General features: G+C 35.7%; 26 protein-coding genes and 1 pseudogene. 4 read left to right on the top strand and 23 right to left on the bottom strand.

Annotated features, from left to right (window positions below; all coding sequences use genetic code 11):
- The 16 genes and pseudogenes from CIL05_RS09970 to CIL05_RS22200 form a co-directional block, all read right to left on the bottom strand.
- Positions 1 to 486, bottom strand: coding sequence for an HIT family protein (locus CIL05_RS09970; RefSeq protein WP_095655387.1), 486 nt, complete (start codon positions 484 to 486; stop codon positions 1 to 3).
- 34 nt (positions 487 to 520) lie between these two features.
- Positions 521 to 997, bottom strand: coding sequence for a GNAT family N-acetyltransferase (locus CIL05_RS09965; protein WP_095655386.1), 477 nt, complete (start codon positions 995 to 997; stop codon positions 521 to 523).
- A 194-nt stretch (positions 998 to 1191) separates the two neighbouring features.
- Positions 1192 to 1296 carry a small protein YxzF gene (gene yxzF / locus CIL05_RS23055; protein ID WP_500691346.1) on the bottom strand — a complete coding sequence of 35 codons (105 nt, stop codon included), beginning with the start codon at positions 1294 to 1296 and terminating at the stop codon, positions 1192 to 1194.
- 182 nt (positions 1297 to 1478) lie between these two features.
- On the bottom strand, positions 1479 to 1766 hold the full coding sequence (locus CIL05_RS09960; RefSeq protein WP_095655385.1) for a hypothetical protein: 288 nt from the start codon (positions 1764 to 1766) through the stop codon (positions 1479 to 1481).
- Between the two features lie 81 nt (positions 1767 to 1847).
- On the bottom strand, positions 1848 to 2348 hold the full coding sequence (locus tag CIL05_RS09955) for an NUDIX hydrolase (RefSeq protein ID WP_095655384.1): 501 nt from the start codon (positions 2346 to 2348) through the stop codon (positions 1848 to 1850).
- 72 nt (positions 2349 to 2420) lie between these two features.
- On the bottom strand, positions 2421 to 3017 hold the full coding sequence (locus CIL05_RS09950) for a YgaN family protein (RefSeq protein ID WP_095655383.1): 597 nt from the start codon (positions 3015 to 3017) through the stop codon (positions 2421 to 2423).
- A gap of 85 nt (positions 3018 to 3102) precedes the next feature.
- A complete protein-coding gene (locus CIL05_RS09945; protein WP_095655382.1) occupies positions 3103 to 3819 on the bottom strand; it encodes an alpha/beta fold hydrolase in 717 nt (238 codons plus the stop codon).
- A gap of 88 nt (positions 3820 to 3907) precedes the next feature.
- Positions 3908 to 4255, bottom strand: a pseudogene (locus tag CIL05_RS09940) (ASCH domain-containing protein).
- A gap of 108 nt (positions 4256 to 4363) precedes the next feature.
- Positions 4364 to 4639, bottom strand: coding sequence for a 2TM domain-containing protein (locus CIL05_RS09935; RefSeq protein WP_095655381.1), 276 nt, complete (start codon positions 4637 to 4639; stop codon positions 4364 to 4366).
- Positions 4640 to 4667: 28 nt separating this feature from the next.
- Complete coding sequence (locus CIL05_RS09930; protein ID WP_095655380.1) at positions 4668 to 5561, bottom strand: GNAT family N-acetyltransferase; 894 nt, start codon at positions 5559 to 5561, stop codon at positions 4668 to 4670.
- A gap of 34 nt (positions 5562 to 5595) precedes the next feature.
- The gene (locus tag CIL05_RS09925) at positions 5596 to 5793 is read right to left on the bottom strand and encodes a hypothetical protein (RefSeq protein WP_095655379.1); all 198 of its coding nucleotides are present in this window, start codon (positions 5791 to 5793) and stop codon (positions 5596 to 5598) included.
- 13 nt (positions 5794 to 5806) lie between these two features.
- Positions 5807 to 6319 carry a GNAT family N-acetyltransferase gene (locus CIL05_RS09920; protein WP_095655378.1) on the bottom strand — a complete coding sequence of 171 codons (513 nt, stop codon included), beginning with the start codon at positions 6317 to 6319 and terminating at the stop codon, positions 5807 to 5809.
- A gap of 48 nt (positions 6320 to 6367) precedes the next feature.
- A complete protein-coding gene (locus CIL05_RS09915; RefSeq protein WP_095655377.1) occupies positions 6368 to 6721 on the bottom strand; it encodes a cupin domain-containing protein in 354 nt (117 codons plus the stop codon).
- Positions 6722 to 6738: 17 nt separating this feature from the next.
- Positions 6739 to 6996 (bottom strand): hypothetical protein, encoded by a 258-nt coding sequence (locus CIL05_RS09910; RefSeq protein ID WP_095655376.1) that lies wholly within the window; start codon positions 6994 to 6996, stop codon positions 6739 to 6741.
- A 48-nt stretch (positions 6997 to 7044) separates the two neighbouring features.
- A complete protein-coding gene (locus tag CIL05_RS09905; RefSeq protein ID WP_095655375.1) occupies positions 7045 to 7533 on the bottom strand; it encodes a GNAT family N-acetyltransferase in 489 nt (162 codons plus the stop codon).
- Positions 7534 to 7669: 136 nt separating this feature from the next.
- Complete coding sequence (locus tag CIL05_RS22200; protein ID WP_165769092.1) at positions 7670 to 7843, bottom strand: hypothetical protein; 174 nt, start codon at positions 7841 to 7843, stop codon at positions 7670 to 7672.
- A 143-nt stretch (positions 7844 to 7986) separates the two neighbouring features.
- On the opposite strand from CIL05_RS22200, the gene CIL05_RS09900 reads away from it, so the two are divergent.
- From CIL05_RS09900 to CIL05_RS09885, 4 genes are all read left to right on the top strand, one after another.
- Positions 7987 to 8238, top strand: coding sequence for an AbrB/MazE/SpoVT family DNA-binding domain-containing protein (locus CIL05_RS09900; RefSeq protein ID WP_095655374.1), 252 nt, complete (start codon positions 7987 to 7989; stop codon positions 8236 to 8238).
- On the top strand, positions 8239 to 8637 hold the full coding sequence (locus CIL05_RS09895; protein ID WP_095655373.1) for a type II toxin-antitoxin system death-on-curing family toxin: 399 nt from the start codon (positions 8239 to 8241) through the stop codon (positions 8635 to 8637).
- 46 nt (positions 8638 to 8683) lie between these two features.
- Complete coding sequence (locus tag CIL05_RS09890; RefSeq protein WP_095655372.1) at positions 8684 to 8959, top strand: YesK family protein; 276 nt, start codon at positions 8684 to 8686, stop codon at positions 8957 to 8959.
- A gap of 362 nt (positions 8960 to 9321) precedes the next feature.
- Complete coding sequence (locus CIL05_RS09885; protein ID WP_095655371.1) at positions 9322 to 10083, top strand: glycoside hydrolase domain-containing protein; 762 nt, start codon at positions 9322 to 9324, stop codon at positions 10081 to 10083.
- A gap of 300 nt (positions 10084 to 10383) precedes the next feature.
- Here the strand turns inward: CIL05_RS09885 and CIL05_RS22860 are convergent, their stop codons facing one another.
- The 7 genes from CIL05_RS22860 to CIL05_RS09850 all read right to left on the bottom strand — a co-directional run bounded on the left by CIL05_RS22860 (position 10384) and on the right by CIL05_RS09850 (position 16143).
- Positions 10384 to 11289 carry a GNAT family N-acetyltransferase gene (locus CIL05_RS22860; RefSeq protein ID WP_095655370.1) on the bottom strand — a complete coding sequence of 302 codons (906 nt, stop codon included), beginning with the start codon at positions 11287 to 11289 and terminating at the stop codon, positions 10384 to 10386.
- A 118-nt stretch (positions 11290 to 11407) separates the two neighbouring features.
- Positions 11408 to 12064, bottom strand: coding sequence for an SIMPL domain-containing protein (locus CIL05_RS09875; protein ID WP_095655369.1), 657 nt, complete (start codon positions 12062 to 12064; stop codon positions 11408 to 11410).
- Positions 12065 to 12216: 152 nt separating this feature from the next.
- Complete coding sequence (locus tag CIL05_RS09870) at positions 12217 to 12771, bottom strand: SLOG family protein (protein WP_095655368.1); 555 nt, start codon at positions 12769 to 12771, stop codon at positions 12217 to 12219.
- A 65-nt stretch (positions 12772 to 12836) separates the two neighbouring features.
- Positions 12837 to 13292 (bottom strand): spore coat protein, encoded by a 456-nt coding sequence (locus CIL05_RS09865; RefSeq protein WP_095655367.1) that lies wholly within the window; start codon positions 13290 to 13292, stop codon positions 12837 to 12839.
- A 95-nt stretch (positions 13293 to 13387) separates the two neighbouring features.
- A complete protein-coding gene (locus CIL05_RS09860; RefSeq protein WP_095655366.1) occupies positions 13388 to 14161 on the bottom strand; it encodes an ABC transporter permease in 774 nt (257 codons plus the stop codon).
- The gene (locus CIL05_RS09855) at positions 14139 to 15122 is read right to left on the bottom strand and encodes an ABC transporter ATP-binding protein (protein WP_095655365.1); all 984 of its coding nucleotides are present in this window, start codon (positions 15120 to 15122) and stop codon (positions 14139 to 14141) included. The genes CIL05_RS09860 and CIL05_RS09855 overlap by 23 nt, the downstream gene beginning before the upstream one ends.
- Positions 15123 to 15309: 187 nt before the next feature.
- On the bottom strand, positions 15310 to 16143 hold the full coding sequence (locus CIL05_RS09850) for an MBL fold metallo-hydrolase (RefSeq protein ID WP_095655364.1): 834 nt from the start codon (positions 16141 to 16143) through the stop codon (positions 15310 to 15312).
- Positions 16144 to 16426 lie beyond the last annotated feature (283 nt).

Here is a 16426-nt window from a genome sequence, read left to right as displayed (position 1 = left end):
TTAAACATTCAATTCGTTCTTTAGTTTATCAATCCCTAATATGACATTAGCCAGATTTCCACCATCATTCATCTCATTTCTAGCATGTAATAAAACCGGTCTGACTGACTCCACCGAACGCCCAAATTCATACATCCACTCATATCTTGGAACCATCCATGTATGGAAATGATGAGTTGTATCTTCATTATAAAAATAGTATACGTATTCAATTCCTAATACCTTTCGTAGCGCTTTTCGAATTTTAGTTAAGCAATTTATGTAATCGAGTTTTTCTGCTTCGTTTAATTCATCGAAACAAGTAATATGCCGTTTTGAAGCTAATATTACTAATCCTACTATAGGATATGCAACATCCTGATGGGCATGAAAATGCTCGGTTTCCATGATTATACCGCCGTCCGGATCTATCATTCCACTTGTTAATGCACAACTCAAACATTCGACCTCAACTGTTTGCCCATTTGATAACTTAATTTCCCGCATATAATTCTCCTTATTTAACCACTAGTATATTATATTACTTCACCTGCTTCACCATCGTTATAAATTCCGCAGTATCTGTATGAAATTTAACTTCCTTACTAAACCCGAGTTTTTCATACAGATGAATTGCTCTTTCGTTAAAGGTTGCAACAGTTAAACGAATATCTTTAGCAGGAAAGCTTTCTTGAATAGCCCTAAGAATATATGAAAAGAATCGAAAGCCATTCCCTTTGCCGGTAAATACCGGGTTCATTCCAAGCCCAACATCGACAAAGTCTTCAACATAAGCACCATACTGATTTCCAACAGGTACTTGTGCAGATTTTCCAATACAAAAGAATCCAATCAATTCATCATTGCAATCCACTATTGCATAGTATGACTCCTCAAGCATTTCTTTGATTGCCTCACTTGTTAATTCATTATTATAAAAATCATAGGGTTTTGTATATTGCCAACTAAGAATTTCCATCGCAAATTTCTCAGTCATATTTTTACTAAGTAGCTGCATTAATTTCCCTCATTTTCTTCTATGATGTTAAGTTGATAACTATTTTCTTTAAACTAATCTCTCTTCATTCTAATTTCAGTCAATTTATGTTTACACCCAAATACTATTATTCTGGAAAAATTGGAAATATCCTGCTTTTTAAGCATAATAAAAAAAACAAACCTGGTTATGTTAATCAAACCAGGTTTATTTTACTAACGATTATATTCCTTTTTCCTCTTTCGCTTATTCAAAAACTTCCTAACGATAGGATAAATAATTGGACCATATCTTATCAATTTTCTTAGTAGACGTCCCATTGTGGTATCCTCCATCATTTTTGTAATGTACGTTTAGGTTTATAATTCCTTTAATTAGAGGATTTTAAACAACATATTTATAAACTCCTGCACAAGCTATCTTTAATAACATAGCAACAGTATCTTTTTCTTCATTTAAATTAACAGAGACTACGTCAATAATGCTTGATACTACTCTTTAACTACCTCAACAAAATAGGTGACGCTATCATTAAAATAGATACTGCAATTACTGTTAGTGATATTTTCTTAGATAGTTTTTCCCTGCCTTTTCCTTTATACCATCCGGAAAACTGCAATTTATTTCGATAAAAGACAAAAAGCAATGCGTAAATACCTACTGCCCCCAGCCATCTATTCTCTTGTACTACTTCATTCTTTGAATAAAGCTGATCTAAAATAACCCATGCTACTCCACCAAGTATGGCTAATATTAAGATAATGCGCAGTAATTCCAGCAAAACCTTCATACTTTTCCTCCATTCATACCCATCACAGTATATTTTCCATTGGCTCCTGGCAGTGCTTCGCTGTTAATTCTTGATATCAGTTTACTTCCAATCCCCTTCTTCTAAAGCACATTTCAATATTGCTTGATAAACATTCTGCCAGTCATGATAATACTCTGCAATTTTAACCGGATCAATAAATGTTCTTTTTGTTGATTCAAAATTTGCCTCAAATGGATGCAGTTGCTGAATATCCATTCGAAAAAATACCTGATAACCAACTTTTGGATAGGGACTATTTTCATTCCATACCGGATTATCATGGTGATCAATTTCCATGTATCCCAGAAGATGGCATGTTCCTTCTACATAACCTTCTTCCATTGCTTCACGCACAAAACAATCTTCAGCCGTTTCATTCGGTTCAATATGACCACCGGGGAAATCCCAACCACGATCTTCTAAATCTACCATCATTAATTGATTTTTATAAAAGCAAAATCCATGAACACTTGTTATTAAGTTTTGCTGTGGCAGGTGGACGCTCTGTTTCCATGTTAATTTAACTTTAGATTCTCCCCAATTCACATAAGTCGTTGTCATACTTACACCTCATTTTTCTGACTACATTTGTAATTGCATTTCTTTTTCTTCAAGAGATTCTTTCTGTAGTCCTTACCTCAATTCAATTGAAATAATATATACCTGTTCATAATCAGTCGCTCTTTTTAAATCATCTTCTGTTTCAATAATGTTGTATGTTGATACTCCGTTCTTGTTCGATTTTACAATCGAAGCTACCACTTGTTTCTCACCTATATTTACTGGCGTTCGGGATGTTATTCCTCCCCAGGAAGCGGAGTTCATTTCCTTTCTTTTTGAAATATCATTTACCGCATCAGCACTACTACTTCCACTATTTGACATAATGGAAGTAATCCATTGTTCTTCATTTTCATTAACTTGCTTCCTTATAAAAACTGTTCTCATAGGATCATCGCTTTGAGTTTCTGATAGTGTTGTACCCATCTCTGACACTCTTTCTATTAGCTCTCCCTTTTCGTAATAGTCTATAAATGTATGTATTTCCTTTACTTCATCATTATTTATCTCATAATCATAAACAAATGATTGATCACCTGTAAGCTCTATAAGATTTTTTTCAAATTCTGTTAGTTCTGCTTCTTCAATAACCGCATCACTCTCGACTTCATTTGAACAGGCTGAAAGGAGTGATAGGGTAATTAAGAAAAAAACCGGGACGTACCTCATTTGATGTTCACCTCATTCTTTGTTAGTAATAAGCAGCCCTTCTCTACAGAGGTTTCTATATGCATAATTCTTGAACCCATCGTAATTAACCCCCAGCTATTTCACTTAAAAATTTCTCTACCACCTTAATATAAATCTCCGGTTGTTCAAGATGCACGTTATGTGCTGCAAACGGAATGATAGCTACATGGATATTTTTATTTTCTTTAGGATATAAAATTGCTCCTTGGGTCTCCAGCGGGCTTCCTTCACCGACTAAAAACAATACAGGCATGTCTAACAAGGATAAATTGCTAGTTTCTTTAAATGGATACCAATCATCATTATTAGTAACATTGAGTAATTCTTTCCAATTACTTTTGTGTATACTATCAAAGTATGCAACTGCTTCTTCATTTTTCAATATTTGTGATTGCTGTTGTACATCCTCAGCATTTATTTCATTCCAATTAGCCGGTTTTTCCGGAATGATTCCAGAGATTGTTAAGCTATGCACCATTTCAGGGAACCTTTTTGCAAAAATCAGCCCAACAAGAGCTCCTAGTGAACAACCTATTATATGTGCTCGCTCAACATCTAAATCATCCAAAGTTTCTTTTAGATCAAGTACTGAATCCTGTAAGTAATTGGAGAAATCAGTTGCAACCGAGTTTCCATGTCCTCGTAAATCAGGTGTAATTACTCGATATTTTTGTTTAAAGTGCTCCCGCTGATCCTCGAAATCTATTTGTCCTGTTTGTAATCCTGTATGAAGAATTATCATTGGTTCTCCATTTCCAGTTATTTCTGTATGTAAAATCATAATTCCCTGACTCCTTTATCTTTGTAAACTGCTATATTTTATCAAGTTTCTTCATGAGTGTCTGCTCTAATTATGCCTTTCCCTTGTTCTAACCTTCAACCAATTTGATTCTAATTGCTAATGTACCCCACTCTTTTTCCCGCTCAGACGAATAAATCTTATAAGTATTTTTCACCATTTGATTTATTGACCTTTCTTCAGCGTCCAGATCTTTAGCAGAAATATCGTCGTACATCTGGTGAAAAGTATCGTATTTTTTCAGTTCCAACACTTCTACCTTCAGTCTTTCATTTTCTTCTGGTACTTTGAGAAATTCAATAAAATCACCTTATTTTATCTTTCTTCTTTTTTCATCATTCAATCGTACCTCAACTGTTTTCTTTCCTGACTTTATGGATTGATAAGGTCCATTATAAAGTCCCATTTTATGTATCATCATGTATTCACCCCATGTTTACATTAATTCGACAAATTAATACTTTTTCCTGCAATTGTTTATCTATTAGAAAATAAAAAGAAGCCAATATCGGCTCCACATTTTCGATCAATCTCTTTTATCTTTCTCCATATACTCCCTGATTTTCTTTTCTTCCCACTCCGATCCAAAAAAGCCGAAAGAAAAAACAGAAAGTGCATGTGCAATTAATCCAATACCCCAGCCGCCAAGTGGATAAATAAACCACCAATGTCCCGGATCATTCAGCATATTAATCGTAAAAAGCATGATGTTTACAAGGATAAAAACAGTTAAATGTGAGTAAAAAGCCTTTAGGTTTTCCACTCTTTTTTTAGCTCTTTCATATCTTTCATTTTCATCCATTCGGACTCCTCCATTTTTATTAGTCGTGTTAACTCTTTTGTAATGTAATCAATAAAGCAGTTGGTGGAAAGGGAATATTCCGAAGTACTTTCATTGCATATTCACTTGTAGTATCGAATTCACCTTCCATATACTTATATCCGTGATTATTTGTATATGCAATCTGCTGCATTACTAGCTGTGGGATCAAACTTATCCTTTTATTGTCGACTGACCCACACCAGCCAAGTTCCAGGGTTTCTGTATCTTCAGATTCATGCAGAAAAGAATATGCCATAATTTCATTGTGATCGGCATTTACATAAATATAACTTCCATCTGTTATAACATCATCTGCTAAAACCAGGCTTCTCCAGCTATCTAAGCTCATTTCTGCCACAGGGTTTGCAAGATGAGTCTGTTCATACACTTTTTTCACTAAAAGAATCAACTTTTCCATTAATTGATGGTCTGACATAATATCTGCTAGTGTTTTCAAACTATAACTTCCCGAATATATTTCAGGCATGAAATCTGTCATATTTGATACTTCCAATTTCGGCATATAAGTCTTTCTTATAGTTCTAAATCCATTTTGTTCATAAAAATATTTTAAACCTACATTCGTTTCCCATATGGAAGTTTGCACTGGGTAGTCAAATTCAAGCTGTTCCATTTTTAATAGTAAATTCCCTGCAATTTCCTTCGTGTTATAAAACGGATTAACCAGCAGTCGAAAGTAGGTACAATAAGGATGAAAATCACTTTTCCAGGCAAACGCCACTCCTATTAACTTATTTTTATGATAAGCAGAAAATGCCTTTATAAGCTTTGGACTTTTTAATATACTTAGCAAATAGTTTTCCTCAAAACATATTTTTATTAATTTCTTTACCTGGTCTTCATCTTTACTTTCGTATTCTTTAATAGCAATTTGCATCATTGTTTATCAATCCTTCAATGCTTTATTAACCGCCTTATTCCTTACCTTTTATTTCCTTCAATTGTTTGATCGAATGAATTACACCTGTAAAGCCAGCGAACCATGCTGGTATCAGACTAAAGTAGAAAAAATTCCAATTACCAGTAATCAACGAGAGAACCAAGAAGAAAAGTGGAATACCGACGATCACAATCAGAGATATTATTAATGCAAGCTTTGGGTTATTTTTCACTTTTCATCTCCCTTTACATCAGTTTCTTATTCAAGTCATCCCATCCATACACTAATTCATTTAGTTCTTTACCAGCTATTTTAACTTTAAGTGTGCCTATTCTCCTTGCACCTAAAAATTCATAAAAATACCTTGCAGGATTATCTTCTAAAACGAGTACGATCATTGAATGGATTCCCATTTGTTTTAGCTCTTCCATCACTGGTAGCATCAACATTTTCCCAATGCCATTCCCATGATATTCTTCTACTATATATATGGCATAAATTTCACCACTATAACCCGCATAATTACCCGTTCTTTCTTTTCCACCTACTGAAAAACCGATAATCTTTCCATTATTATTTTCAGCGACATATACCTGTTGTTTCTCCAAGTTGTTCTCCCATAATTTTGTTCGACTCTCATAAGTTAAACTTTTCAAATACTCATCTGGAATAATATCTTTATATGCAGATTTCCAACTGTCCACATGTACTTGGGCGATGGATACAGCATCAGTTTGATTAGCTTTTCTGATCTTCATTTTTTCCCTCCATTACATAGGAATTCATGCAGCAATCCAAGCAAATGATTAACGTAAATTCATGTACATGGCAGGATTAAGCTCTTCTCCTTCAATCACAATTGCAGTTAGTCCATGTTCAGACACGGTTTCATGCCATTCTCCCTTTTTCCAAAAGACAGCATCACCTTTTTTCACGTGTTCAGTTTTGCTATTCTTTCCTCTTACTGTCCCTTCACCCTCCAGAATAAGCAATAATTGTGGAACAACAGCTTGATGGTAGCCAATAATCCCATTTGCCTCAAGGTACATACAGCCAATATGAACAGCTGAATCCGTATTAATGATCTTTGACATTACAAAATTTGAATTGAACTGTGTAATTTTTTTGCCTGCTTCTTTTTTAAAATGATAGATTTCCATGGTTTGATCACTTCACTTTACTCTTCCAGATTAAAGGTTTCTCTGACCTTTTGATTTCCTGATAATGTTATCACTAGCCCTATAATCATCAAGGCGATACTTAATATATATGGAATCCATCCACCAATCTCATCGAGTACAGCAGCAAACCTGCCTGCACTGCCCCAACCTGTTATGTGAGGAAGATATACAGCTACTGCTAAATGCATGATTCCAAACAATATAACACCTGATACAAATACAGTTAAGCCGATATACAATTGTGTTTTATTCACTGGTACACCTCATTACCTATTTTAAATATCCAAAATTCCCTTGTCTCTTTACTTCACCTTTAATACCATACGAATTGTTTTTAAAATATGTCCGTCAAAGTTATCATCGAATTCAGAGACAACCTCAAATCCTTTTGCTTGATAGAAATTCTTCCCGATTTCATTATCTTTCTCGACATTGATATAAATTTCTTTAATTCCTTCTAATTCATTAATTCCTTCTCGCAATAAGGCAGTGCCTGCCCCGCTCCCTTGGTAGTCCGGAAGCAAGTAAATAGCCCCTAATTCTGACTTCCCATCCTTGGTAACTGGTGAGTAATTCGCAAAGCCAAAGACCGTTCCGTCCGATTCGACAACAAAAATATGGGAACCCTCCAAACGCTGCTTCATCGCTTCATCACTGTAAGCAGCATCCAGAAAATTATTCTGAATATTTCGTGGTATTATCCCTTCATATGTAGCATGCCAGCTCGACTTGGCGACATGTTGAACTTGTGCTATGTCTGACCTTTTCATTTTACGTATTGTAAATCCCATTTAAATCACCCTCAGCAATATGTTAACACTATATTATCACTGAATTTTTCCAATTACTATATAATTAAATTAATATATTGGAGAAATAAAAAAACGCTTGGCTTCTATATTAGTTACCAATCGTTTTTCGTATGAATTATTTTTTGTTTGTACCATTTCTTGATGCCTTTTCATCTAACTTTTCTACCAATGCTCGTCCCGCTTGTGAGCTGTCAATTCCCTTTTTTACCGCTGCTGCCACTACAAAATATAATATGATGAACGGGGCAACATACACCACCATTGTCATGATTACTTGAATAAAATCCACTGAATTTCCTCCTACTTCAATATATACACTAGTATAATGCTAAAATTGAATTCCTGCCATGATTTATTGCGTTGTAAAATTGTTATAACTGTTATAACGTGTTATGATTACTATAATGAAATCTATAAAACGAGGTGAAAATATTGAGTAAACATGAACGAAAGATAACTAAGATCGGTAACAGTTATGGCATTACATTTCCAAAGGAATTACTGAAAGAATCAGGATTGTCATATGGTGATGATATAAAACTTGAATTAAAAAACGGAGAAATTGTTTTAAGCAAGAAGGAAGAGATTAGGCTTCCAAAAGGTATCAGTGCTGACTTTTTTGAAGTATTGGAACGTAATACAAACAAGCATAAAGAAACCATTGAAGAATTGGTGGATAGATAAATGAGGTATTTATCCTACACGGAGGTTGCTGCTATTAACCAATATGTAATTGAACGATTTAGCCCCAGGGAGCAGATTGGGATAAAGTCACCTGAACTATTGGATTCTGCTATTCACCGACCACAACAATCTGCTTTTGGGAATGATGCATATCAGACTGTATTCCGGAAAGCTGGTGCACTATTTGAATTTGTTGCTCAAAATCATGCTTTTCATAATGGCAATAAGCGTACGGCTTTTCTATACTTAACACAATTTTTATTTTACAACGGATATGACTTTGAAATGAGCAGTCAAACAGAGCAAGCAAATTTCACAGTCAATGTGGTAAATAAAGAATATAACTTTGAGGAATTAGTAAAGATAATTGAAAAATATAGTATTCCTCTTCGTAAATGACCAGAAAAATATTCTTACCAGCATTAAGTAAGGAGTGTTATTTCACATGTCCAACTTTCTCATTATATCCATAATCACTGCAATTCTCTTACTTGGAATAAGTTTCGTTTTCAGCAAAAAGAAGTCTTCAATGCGATATATTATTCCATTAATTGTGACACTTATAAGCGTCCTGTTAATTATAATTTCCTTTTTTGTCAGTGACTGGACCGGCATGGGAATCGGGCTTTATGGATTTGCTATTTTTATCGGATCCGCCTTTGCTTTAATTATTACAGCATTTGTCACAAGTGCTCGAGATCTCAAGAAAAATATAAGGTAGAGAGTAGACCATATGATTCCTCTCTTCCTTACTCTTATTAATGCTACTACCAAATTCAGTAATATAGAAAACTGAAATACTATTTATGTCATTTCTATTTTTCAGAAATGATTCAAGCCATTTATGATGGCTTTTTGTTTGTTCTCTTATTTTACACTGATAGGATAGTATAAAGTTTTTCGGAAATCAGTATAAGTGCAACTAAGGCTTTCGCCATTAAAGCTTGGCGATAAGCCAAGTTTTCTAATCATTTCTTTGCCTACACAAGCTCTCCCTCCCCTCAATATACTGCAATAGTACGAAGGGAGGGTTTAAATGAAAAATATGGGATTTATGTAATCATTGGGCTTGCTGTTATTCTGATGATTCCGTTTCTTATAAATCTCTTTTCCAATAGTGAAGAACCTGCTCCGACAGATCCACCGCAGGAAGAAGAAAATGGTAATGGTAACGGTAATGGATCTGATCCGAATAATGGTAATGGTAAAGAACTGTACTGGGGAGTTGATTCTGCCAGTTACACGGATGAAAATTTATTTCAATGTGTAATTGATAATTTTGGTCAACCGGAAGTATGGGGTCGTTATTTAGGAGATAGAGAAGGAATTTCTGCAGGTTTGGATACTGATGAAGTAAATTACCTGCATGAAAATGATATACAAATATTGGTTATATATAATCACGTTAATGATGCCACAGGTTATGACCATGGTGTTGAGCACGCTAATCAGGCGATTGCCTATGCAGAAGATCTTGGTATTCCTGAAGGTGTAGCTATTTTTGGCGACATTGAACCGGATTATCCAGTGGATTCTGCGTTTATGGAAGGCTGGCATGATACGTTGTCAGATTCGTTTTATCAACCAGGAATATATGGTGTTTTTGACCAAGGAAGTGCTCTGTTTGAAGCCTATATTGCTATGAATCAGGATGTTCAGGAAAATACGGTTGTTTGGACCGCTTACCCCCAAGAAGAGATAACCACAAAAGAAAATGCCCCAGAATTTAACCCACAAGGACCAGACAATGCAATGCTTTATGGCTGGCAATATGCGATTGATGCCGAGACTTGTAATATTGATACCAATTTATTTACAGGAGATATGATGGATTATCTATGGTAGAACTTTTTGATTTGGTAACTGATTCCAAGTGAAAAGGAAGCAATTATCTTGCTTCCTTTTTTGGCAAATAGGAAAGTAAAAAACTTTCCTATTTGCATAAGTGCAACTAAGGCTGTCACCCAAAATCTTGGTGACAACCAAGATTTCTAATTTAAAGAGTAGCTAAAAAATCTTATACCTAGGCGTATGCCTTAGTTAGACGAAAAAGTCCTTTTTCGTCTACGATGTATTGCTTGCGAAGCTTTCCTTTGTCCACTTATGCAGGAAGTAAGTAGTTATACTGACTAGAAAATAGATCTTCTATTCCACAACTTTATTTTTCTGCAGGGATGGTGGGCAAGCATAATTGTATTCTTTAATCTTCTTATTTACCTCTTTCGTTTTTTTACGTTTCTCTTTTCCATCCAGTGTAATGACCTCTTCTTTTAATTGGTCAATTTCATTGGCAAGCTCAACCCACCTTGGTAGTATGTGGTTATCTTTCAAAGTTTTATAAAGCTGCTTTTCCGGTGGATTGAAATAATCTCTGCCGAGGTCGAGTGGTTTTCCCTTTCCTGGAAGGTTATCAAAATGTCCTTCTTTTTCTGCATTCTTTATAATCGCAGACATATGGTCTGTATACTGAAGTCTTTCTTCAATCTCGAATTCTTCTTTTTCATGCTTATTTTTCCATTCTGGTTTCAATAGAGAATACACTAATGCATCATGTGATTGATCATTTTGATAGAGGCAGCCTCTCAGCTTCCCTTCCTGAATGAAACCGATTTTCTTCAATAGATTATTGGAAGCTGTATTAGCAGGAAAAGTAACAGCTCCCATTCGGAATAGATTCAGTTCATTGAATGTATAATCCAGAACCGCTTCAATGGCTTCGGTTGTAATTCCTTTTTTCCAGTAGGATGGATGTAATTCGAATCCTATTTCTGCTTTTCTGCCTCTGGAATTAAGTTGATTTAAGCCAATAGTACCAATGAAATCCTCCGTATCTTTCCATACTATCCCCCACCGAATACTGCGACCCTCTTCAAAAAATGTATGAAATGAATCAATAATCTTTACAGCTTCTTCTTTGTTTTTCAAACTATCCATTCCATAATATGCTGTTACTTCATCTAAATGCATTATATTAAAATACGGCTCAACATGCTGATGATCAATTTTAATTAAATTCAGGCGTGCAGTCTCAAGTTCTGGAAATTTTTTCATAAAAGTTATCCCCTTGCAGTTTCTGACAAATTTCAACATCAAAGTCGATATACAGTATCTATTCTATTTTAAATTGATTATTCCTGCTCAAACTATGGAATTAAAAAATAAAGTCAGCTTAATATTGAAATTTAACTTTCACAGTAGCGTTAATACTTAATTGTCCTGATTGAATCGGTGTGGAGGAACCATCTGTTGCGGTAAATGTTTTATAGGTTGTTGGAGGTTCATTTATTTGTTCAATGATTTTAATTGGTACAGGATCGAGATTAAGCTGCATGCTTCCAGCAATTGTTTGTGCTTTAGCCTGGGCGTCCTTTAGTGCTTCATTTAAAGATTGCTGGTAATACTTTTGAGGATTTTCAATAGAAAATTGTATGTTGGAGACTTGATTTACACCATTTTTAACAGCAGCATCAATCACATGACCAGCTTGATCTATATTTGTCAGCTTAACAGTGATCGTATTCGTAACCTGGTACCCTCTAAATTGTTGTTCCCCATCAACATAATCATACATTGGAAAAATGTTAAAACCCGTTGTTTGTATATTTTCTTCTGGAATTCTTAAATTCAGGAGAGTTTGTATTACCTGATTCATCGTTTGGGTATTTTCCTGCTGGGCCTGACTGAGTGATTCACTTTGCGTTTGAACCTCCAGCTGAATGCTGACTGTATCCGGTCTTACAGATGTCGTTCCTGTCCCTGTAACTGTCATCATACGTTGTGAGCTTTGCCTGAATTGCTGAGGTTGATTTACATACGGATAATACATTTTCACTCCACCCTTCTTTCATTACCTTAGATACTATGCAGTATTTGGTGGAATGATTAAGACTTTTTGCAGTTTACAGCCTAATGTGCGGGTGTGGCTGGCATAAGAATATGAACTTTGGCATTTTCCACTAACCGTAACGCTCAGGCGCCTCAGTCCCAATATTCAGGATCCTCCATTCTCAGCTCTTCAACCACATCATCCAAATCGGCTGGGGTAATTATATATATAGGATAATTTCCATTTGCATTTTTTGCTGCTTCATAAAAAAACTTATTACTGCCTGGAAATTCATCATCCATCAGGAGTAAGCATCCATCACTTTTGTCAGCCATCCACAAATTCTTCGCCTTAAATTGATATGCTCCTTTGTAATCCCCTTGATAAATAGGTTTATAAAAGTCAGCAACTGTAATTAATTCCTGATATTTTTCCTGAAGTTGCTCCGGCCAGCGGTTTTCCTGATTTTCAAATGGTGGGAAAATGCCAATTTTAATATCGTACATTTCTTTCAGGTCGAGCACAACTTCAGCAGTCCAAAGCTCCACACCCATTTGTCCTGAAACCAAAACCCATTCAAGTCCTTCTTCAATAAAACCAATTAATCTTTTTTCAAGTGCCGTTTTAATAAACTTTACTTTCGGGTCATCCTCTTTAAAAATACCTAATTCCATCGATTTATATCCTGTTACTGTTAAAATTTTCATATGTATTATTCACCTCGGATCAAATAAAAAGCCGGCAGTATTACATGCCAGCTCCTTACCCTTAGTTAACACCATTTATTCGGTTTTTTCCAATGATTTGGTCCATGTCCGTGTCCATGATATCCCGATCCCATTCCTGGTTTCATTGCCCCGGCTACTTGATTTCCTGGTCCACATCCATATCCTGGTTGCGTTGCTCCGGCTACCTGGTTTCCTGGTCCATACCCATTTCCTGGTCCTGCACCTGGACTCATTGCTCCCGCAACCTGATTCCCCGGGCCAGCTGGAACATTGAATGATCCTCCATAAGAATCTACACTGTTTGTTGAATTCTGAACAGATGTTGAATGCGGAAATACATGGTTATTTTTAACAGTATGATGATTCATTACAGTCGTATGGGAAGGATGCACATGGTTAACCGTACTTTCTGAGTATTGATCGACACAATTATACTTGGTAGGGTGAACAATAGTTTTGCAAGCATGGCAACCACAACCCGGCCTATGACGATGTCTCATAAAAAAATCCCCTTTCTTGTTATAGGTTCACTATTAACCTATGGCAAAAGCCAAGGATATGTATAAGCCAAGTACCTACTTAATCAAAAATTTTTTTAATAATGCGCTAATAATCCTTTACTCATGGCTACTCTTTCACAATAGACAAACACCCCAAGCCCTAAGGCAAAGTAAAATATTGCATTAAATCCAAGTAGCATGAAATCCCCCATCGTAAACTGACTCCATGTTAAACCATCAATCATAACTTCACGTACAAGGTCTATTCCTTTTACAAAAGGCAAATAAGCTATAACCGGTGATAATGACAGTGGAACAAACGTCAATCCCATCAGAATGAATTGCAAAATCTGAAGAAATGCCTGAACCTGCTTTAAAATGATCGAGATTCCTGCAATAATAAAGCCAACCCCAAACATACTTATCAATGTCAACACTAAAATTGGTGCAATTGTAATAACATCAATATTAAGCCACTGACCGGATGTGAGCATCGATATATAGAGTAGGACAATAACAATGATAAGATTAATGAAAGTTGTAGAAATTAAACGTGCGGCCATGATGCGGCTAATCCCCATCGGAGACATGGATAGCTGTTCAAGTGTTCCCCGCATTCCCTCATTAATTACTTCATACCCAATGCTGTTGATTACCGTAATCGTTAAAAACCAAAAAATATAATTGACAATTACGTACTGTGTATTCACGTCCTGTGTGCTTGGGTCACCAATAAATTGAATAGTCCCAAATAGCCCAAGAAATACAATATAAAAGGTAAAAAGCATTGCAATTGTATTTGGCAAATATCGCTTTAATTCAAGGTACTCCTTTCTGGTATTTGCTTTAAGAAGATTGAGCCATTTCATCCGCTGTATCCCCCTTTACAATTTTCATGAAAATTTGCTCGAAGTTTACGATACTGCGGTCAATCGATTCAACCGGAGTAGTTTCCAGCTTTAATACATCGAATAAATCATAGATTTCTTCACTTTTTGCCAAATTAATTTGCAGGATGGACTCGTACGTATCTGGTGTGTATTCATGTTGTGGAAATTTTTGTAGTAATAGTTGTTGCTGTTCATCACTCAAAAGTCCTCCAAGGTTCAGTGTATATGCACGAACATCGAAAAGTTTTAGTAAATTTTCAACCTTGTCATCTGTAACAACTTTTCCTTTATTAATGATTACAGTGCGCTCACATAAATCCTGTACAACGTCCATATCATGGGAACTAATGATAATCGTTCGCTTATAATCCCGGACAATTTCTTTCAGCAATTCACGCACCTCATAGCCTGTTTCTACATCGAGTCCAAGTGTAGGCTCATCTAGTAAAATAACATCACTTTCTGCAAGCATTGCAACAGCTATCGCCAGCTTCTGCTGCATCCCCCGTGACAGACGATTTACGAGTTCACTTTCCTTATCCTTCAGCCGGAATTTCACTAAAAGATCCTCAATACGCTCCCTTACATCTTTACGGGACAATCCTCGATTCCCGGCAAAGTATTCCAGATTTTCCTTAACTGTTAAGCGCCAATACAAATTCCTGTTCCCTTCAAGTACTGCGCTTATATGGTTCAGGGCACCCAGCCGTTTTTCACGAATATTAATCCCATTTACGGTAATTGTTCCAGAATCAGCAATTAATAACCCACAAATCATTTTAATTGTCGTTGTTTTTCCCGCACCATTTGGACCAAGCAGTCCAAGAATTTCTCCCCGATTCACTGTAAAAGAAATATCATTTACTGCATGTATATATTCTTTTGATCTCCTTTTTTTGTAGGATTTTTTAAGCTGGTTTACTTCAATAATCTTATCCATTCATTTCTTCCTTTCTATTGCGAAAATTCTGATTTCCCTGTCTATAAAATATTCTACTATGTAATCACTTTTCCCTCTACTATCTGCAGCATGAAATATTCTCAGACCTGGGGCGGAGATTCTATTTGATAAGTGAGTGACGTACTATTGGAAGTGTGAAAAAAGTTTCCCCGCATTATCTAAGAAATTAAAACTGTACACTAAAACTTTGAAACTGATGAATTCCTGTCCCATGCCTAACAACATCTTTTTCCCGAAGTTGATTAACCGTTTCTTGCACTTCGTCTAAAATAGCAGCATCCAATCCCAGCTGATTATGTGAGCCAAATACTTTACTTACGCCCTCCAGCTTGGCAATTTTATCTAATGAATTGACCAGGTCTAAAGGATTTGTCGTTGGATAAAATGCATAGATTGGAGTCCCGGTATACAATAAATCCCCTGTAAACAGGTAGCCATCCTGCTGATCAAAAATACAAATATGTCCTGGTGAATGTCCCGGTGTATGTAGCATAGTTAGTTTGCGATTTCCTATGTCAATAACTTCACCATCATTCAATTCCCTTGTTGGTTTCCCTTGATATGGCTTGAAAGTTGATGGATCAAATGTAGCTGGTGTTGGCTTTGTTATGTCCCTGCCAATATCCTTTCGAATATGCTCGATACTTAATCCGTTAATCCCGTTCATTAACCAATCTGCATCCGCTTTATGTACATAAATCTCATTGAATTCCGCATGACTTCCAATATGATCCCAATGTACATGTGTGGTGATCACAATTATTGGTAAGTCTGTTAACTGATCTGTTATCCTTTTTATACTATCAATGCCGAGTCCCGTATCAATCAATGCGGCTTTTTCTTCTCCAATCAGCAAGAAAGAATGCACTTTTTCCCAATGCCCGTATTCACTAATGGCAAATGTTGTATCATCTAATTTTTCTACTGTAAACCATGGATCTTGTATGTAAACCAAATTATTTTCCCCATCTCTAAATTTTAGAAAACTTAAGCTAATCATAACAAATATTGTTATAATTTTGTGTATTTTTTAATCTTAAGCTTGTAAATTGAAACCTTTACATGAATTGAAACGTACTAAGGTTATACACATATAACTTTCAAAAGGAGCTCTAAACAGTTGACATAATTCCATAGCAAATTATAAAAAAGCATTATAAAACTCAGACCATTTTGTTTTATGATGTACTGTTCAGTGCTTTCAAGCCCAAGTGAGTGTAGTTTCTTGAAAAAGAAATAGCATGATGAACTACGTTAGAGGGGAGCGGTAAAGATACACCTGT

The organism is Virgibacillus profundi (genome assembly GCF_002287375.1).
GTDB classification, from domain to species: domain Bacteria; phylum Bacillota; class Bacilli; order Bacillales; family Amphibacillaceae; genus Virgibacillus_K; species Virgibacillus_K profundi.
The sequence above is the reverse complement of the archived record's forward strand: the minus strand, read 5'-3'. Positions and strand labels throughout refer to the sequence as shown.

What these genes read in the sequence shown, in the direction of transcription:
- CIL05_RS09970 (WP_095655387.1), bottom strand. Translation starts at nt 486, where the DNA reads ATGCGGGAAATTAAGTTATCAAATGGGCAAACAGTTGAGGTCGAATGT.
- CIL05_RS09965 (WP_095655386.1), bottom strand. Translation starts at nt 997, where the DNA reads ATGCAGCTACTTAGTAAAAATATGACTGAGAAATTTGCGATGGAAATT.
- yxzF (WP_500691346.1), bottom strand. Translation starts at nt 1,296, where the DNA reads ATGGGACGTCTACTAAGAAAATTGATAAGATATGGTCCAATTATTTAT.
- CIL05_RS09960 (WP_095655385.1), bottom strand. Translation starts at nt 1,766, where the DNA reads ATGAAGGTTTTGCTGGAATTACTGCGCATTATCTTAATATTAGCCATA.
- CIL05_RS09955 (WP_095655384.1), bottom strand. Translation starts at nt 2,348, where the DNA reads ATGACAACGACTTATGTGAATTGGGGAGAATCTAAAGTTAAATTAACA.
- CIL05_RS09950 (WP_095655383.1), bottom strand. Translation starts at nt 3,017, where the DNA reads ATGAGGTACGTCCCGGTTTTTTTCTTAATTACCCTATCACTCCTTTCA.
- CIL05_RS09945 (WP_095655382.1), bottom strand. Translation starts at nt 3,819, where the DNA reads ATGATTTTACATACAGAAATAACTGGAAATGGAGAACCAATGATAATT.
- CIL05_RS09935 (WP_095655381.1), bottom strand. Translation starts at nt 4,639, where the DNA reads ATGGATGAAAATGAAAGATATGAAAGAGCTAAAAAAAGAGTGGAAAAC.
- CIL05_RS09930 (WP_095655380.1), bottom strand. Translation starts at nt 5,561, where the DNA reads ATGATGCAAATTGCTATTAAAGAATACGAAAGTAAAGATGAAGACCAG.
- CIL05_RS09920 (WP_095655378.1), bottom strand. Translation starts at nt 6,319, where the DNA reads ATGAAGATCAGAAAAGCTAATCAAACTGATGCTGTATCCATCGCCCAA.
- CIL05_RS09915 (WP_095655377.1), bottom strand. Translation starts at nt 6,721, where the DNA reads ATGGAAATCTATCATTTTAAAAAAGAAGCAGGCAAAAAAATTACACAG.
- CIL05_RS09905 (WP_095655375.1), bottom strand. Translation starts at nt 7,533, where the DNA reads ATGGGATTTACAATACGTAAAATGAAAAGGTCAGACATAGCACAAGTT.
- CIL05_RS09895 (WP_095655373.1), top strand. Translation starts at nt 8,239, where the DNA reads ATGAGGTATTTATCCTACACGGAGGTTGCTGCTATTAACCAATATGTA.
- CIL05_RS09890 (WP_095655372.1), top strand. Translation starts at nt 8,684, where the DNA reads ATGTCCAACTTTCTCATTATATCCATAATCACTGCAATTCTCTTACTT.
- CIL05_RS09885 (WP_095655371.1), top strand. Translation starts at nt 9,322, where the DNA reads ATGATTCCGTTTCTTATAAATCTCTTTTCCAATAGTGAAGAACCTGCT.
- CIL05_RS22860 (WP_095655370.1), bottom strand. Translation starts at nt 11,289, where the DNA reads ATGAAAAAATTTCCAGAACTTGAGACTGCACGCCTGAATTTAATTAAA.
- CIL05_RS09875 (WP_095655369.1), bottom strand. Translation starts at nt 12,064, where the DNA reads ATGTATTATCCGTATGTAAATCAACCTCAGCAATTCAGGCAAAGCTCA.
- CIL05_RS09870 (WP_095655368.1), bottom strand. Translation starts at nt 12,771, where the DNA reads ATGAAAATTTTAACAGTAACAGGATATAAATCGATGGAATTAGGTATT.
- CIL05_RS09865 (WP_095655367.1), bottom strand. Translation starts at nt 13,292, where the DNA reads ATGAGACATCGTCATAGGCCGGGTTGTGGTTGCCATGCTTGCAAAACT.
- CIL05_RS09860 (WP_095655366.1), bottom strand. Translation starts at nt 14,161, where the DNA reads ATGAAATGGCTCAATCTTCTTAAAGCAAATACCAGAAAGGAGTACCTT.
- CIL05_RS09855 (WP_095655365.1), bottom strand. Translation starts at nt 15,122, where the DNA reads ATGGATAAGATTATTGAAGTAAACCAGCTTAAAAAATCCTACAAAAAA.
- CIL05_RS09850 (WP_095655364.1), bottom strand. Translation starts at nt 16,143, where the DNA reads ATGATTAGCTTAAGTTTTCTAAAATTTAGAGATGGGGAAAATAATTTG.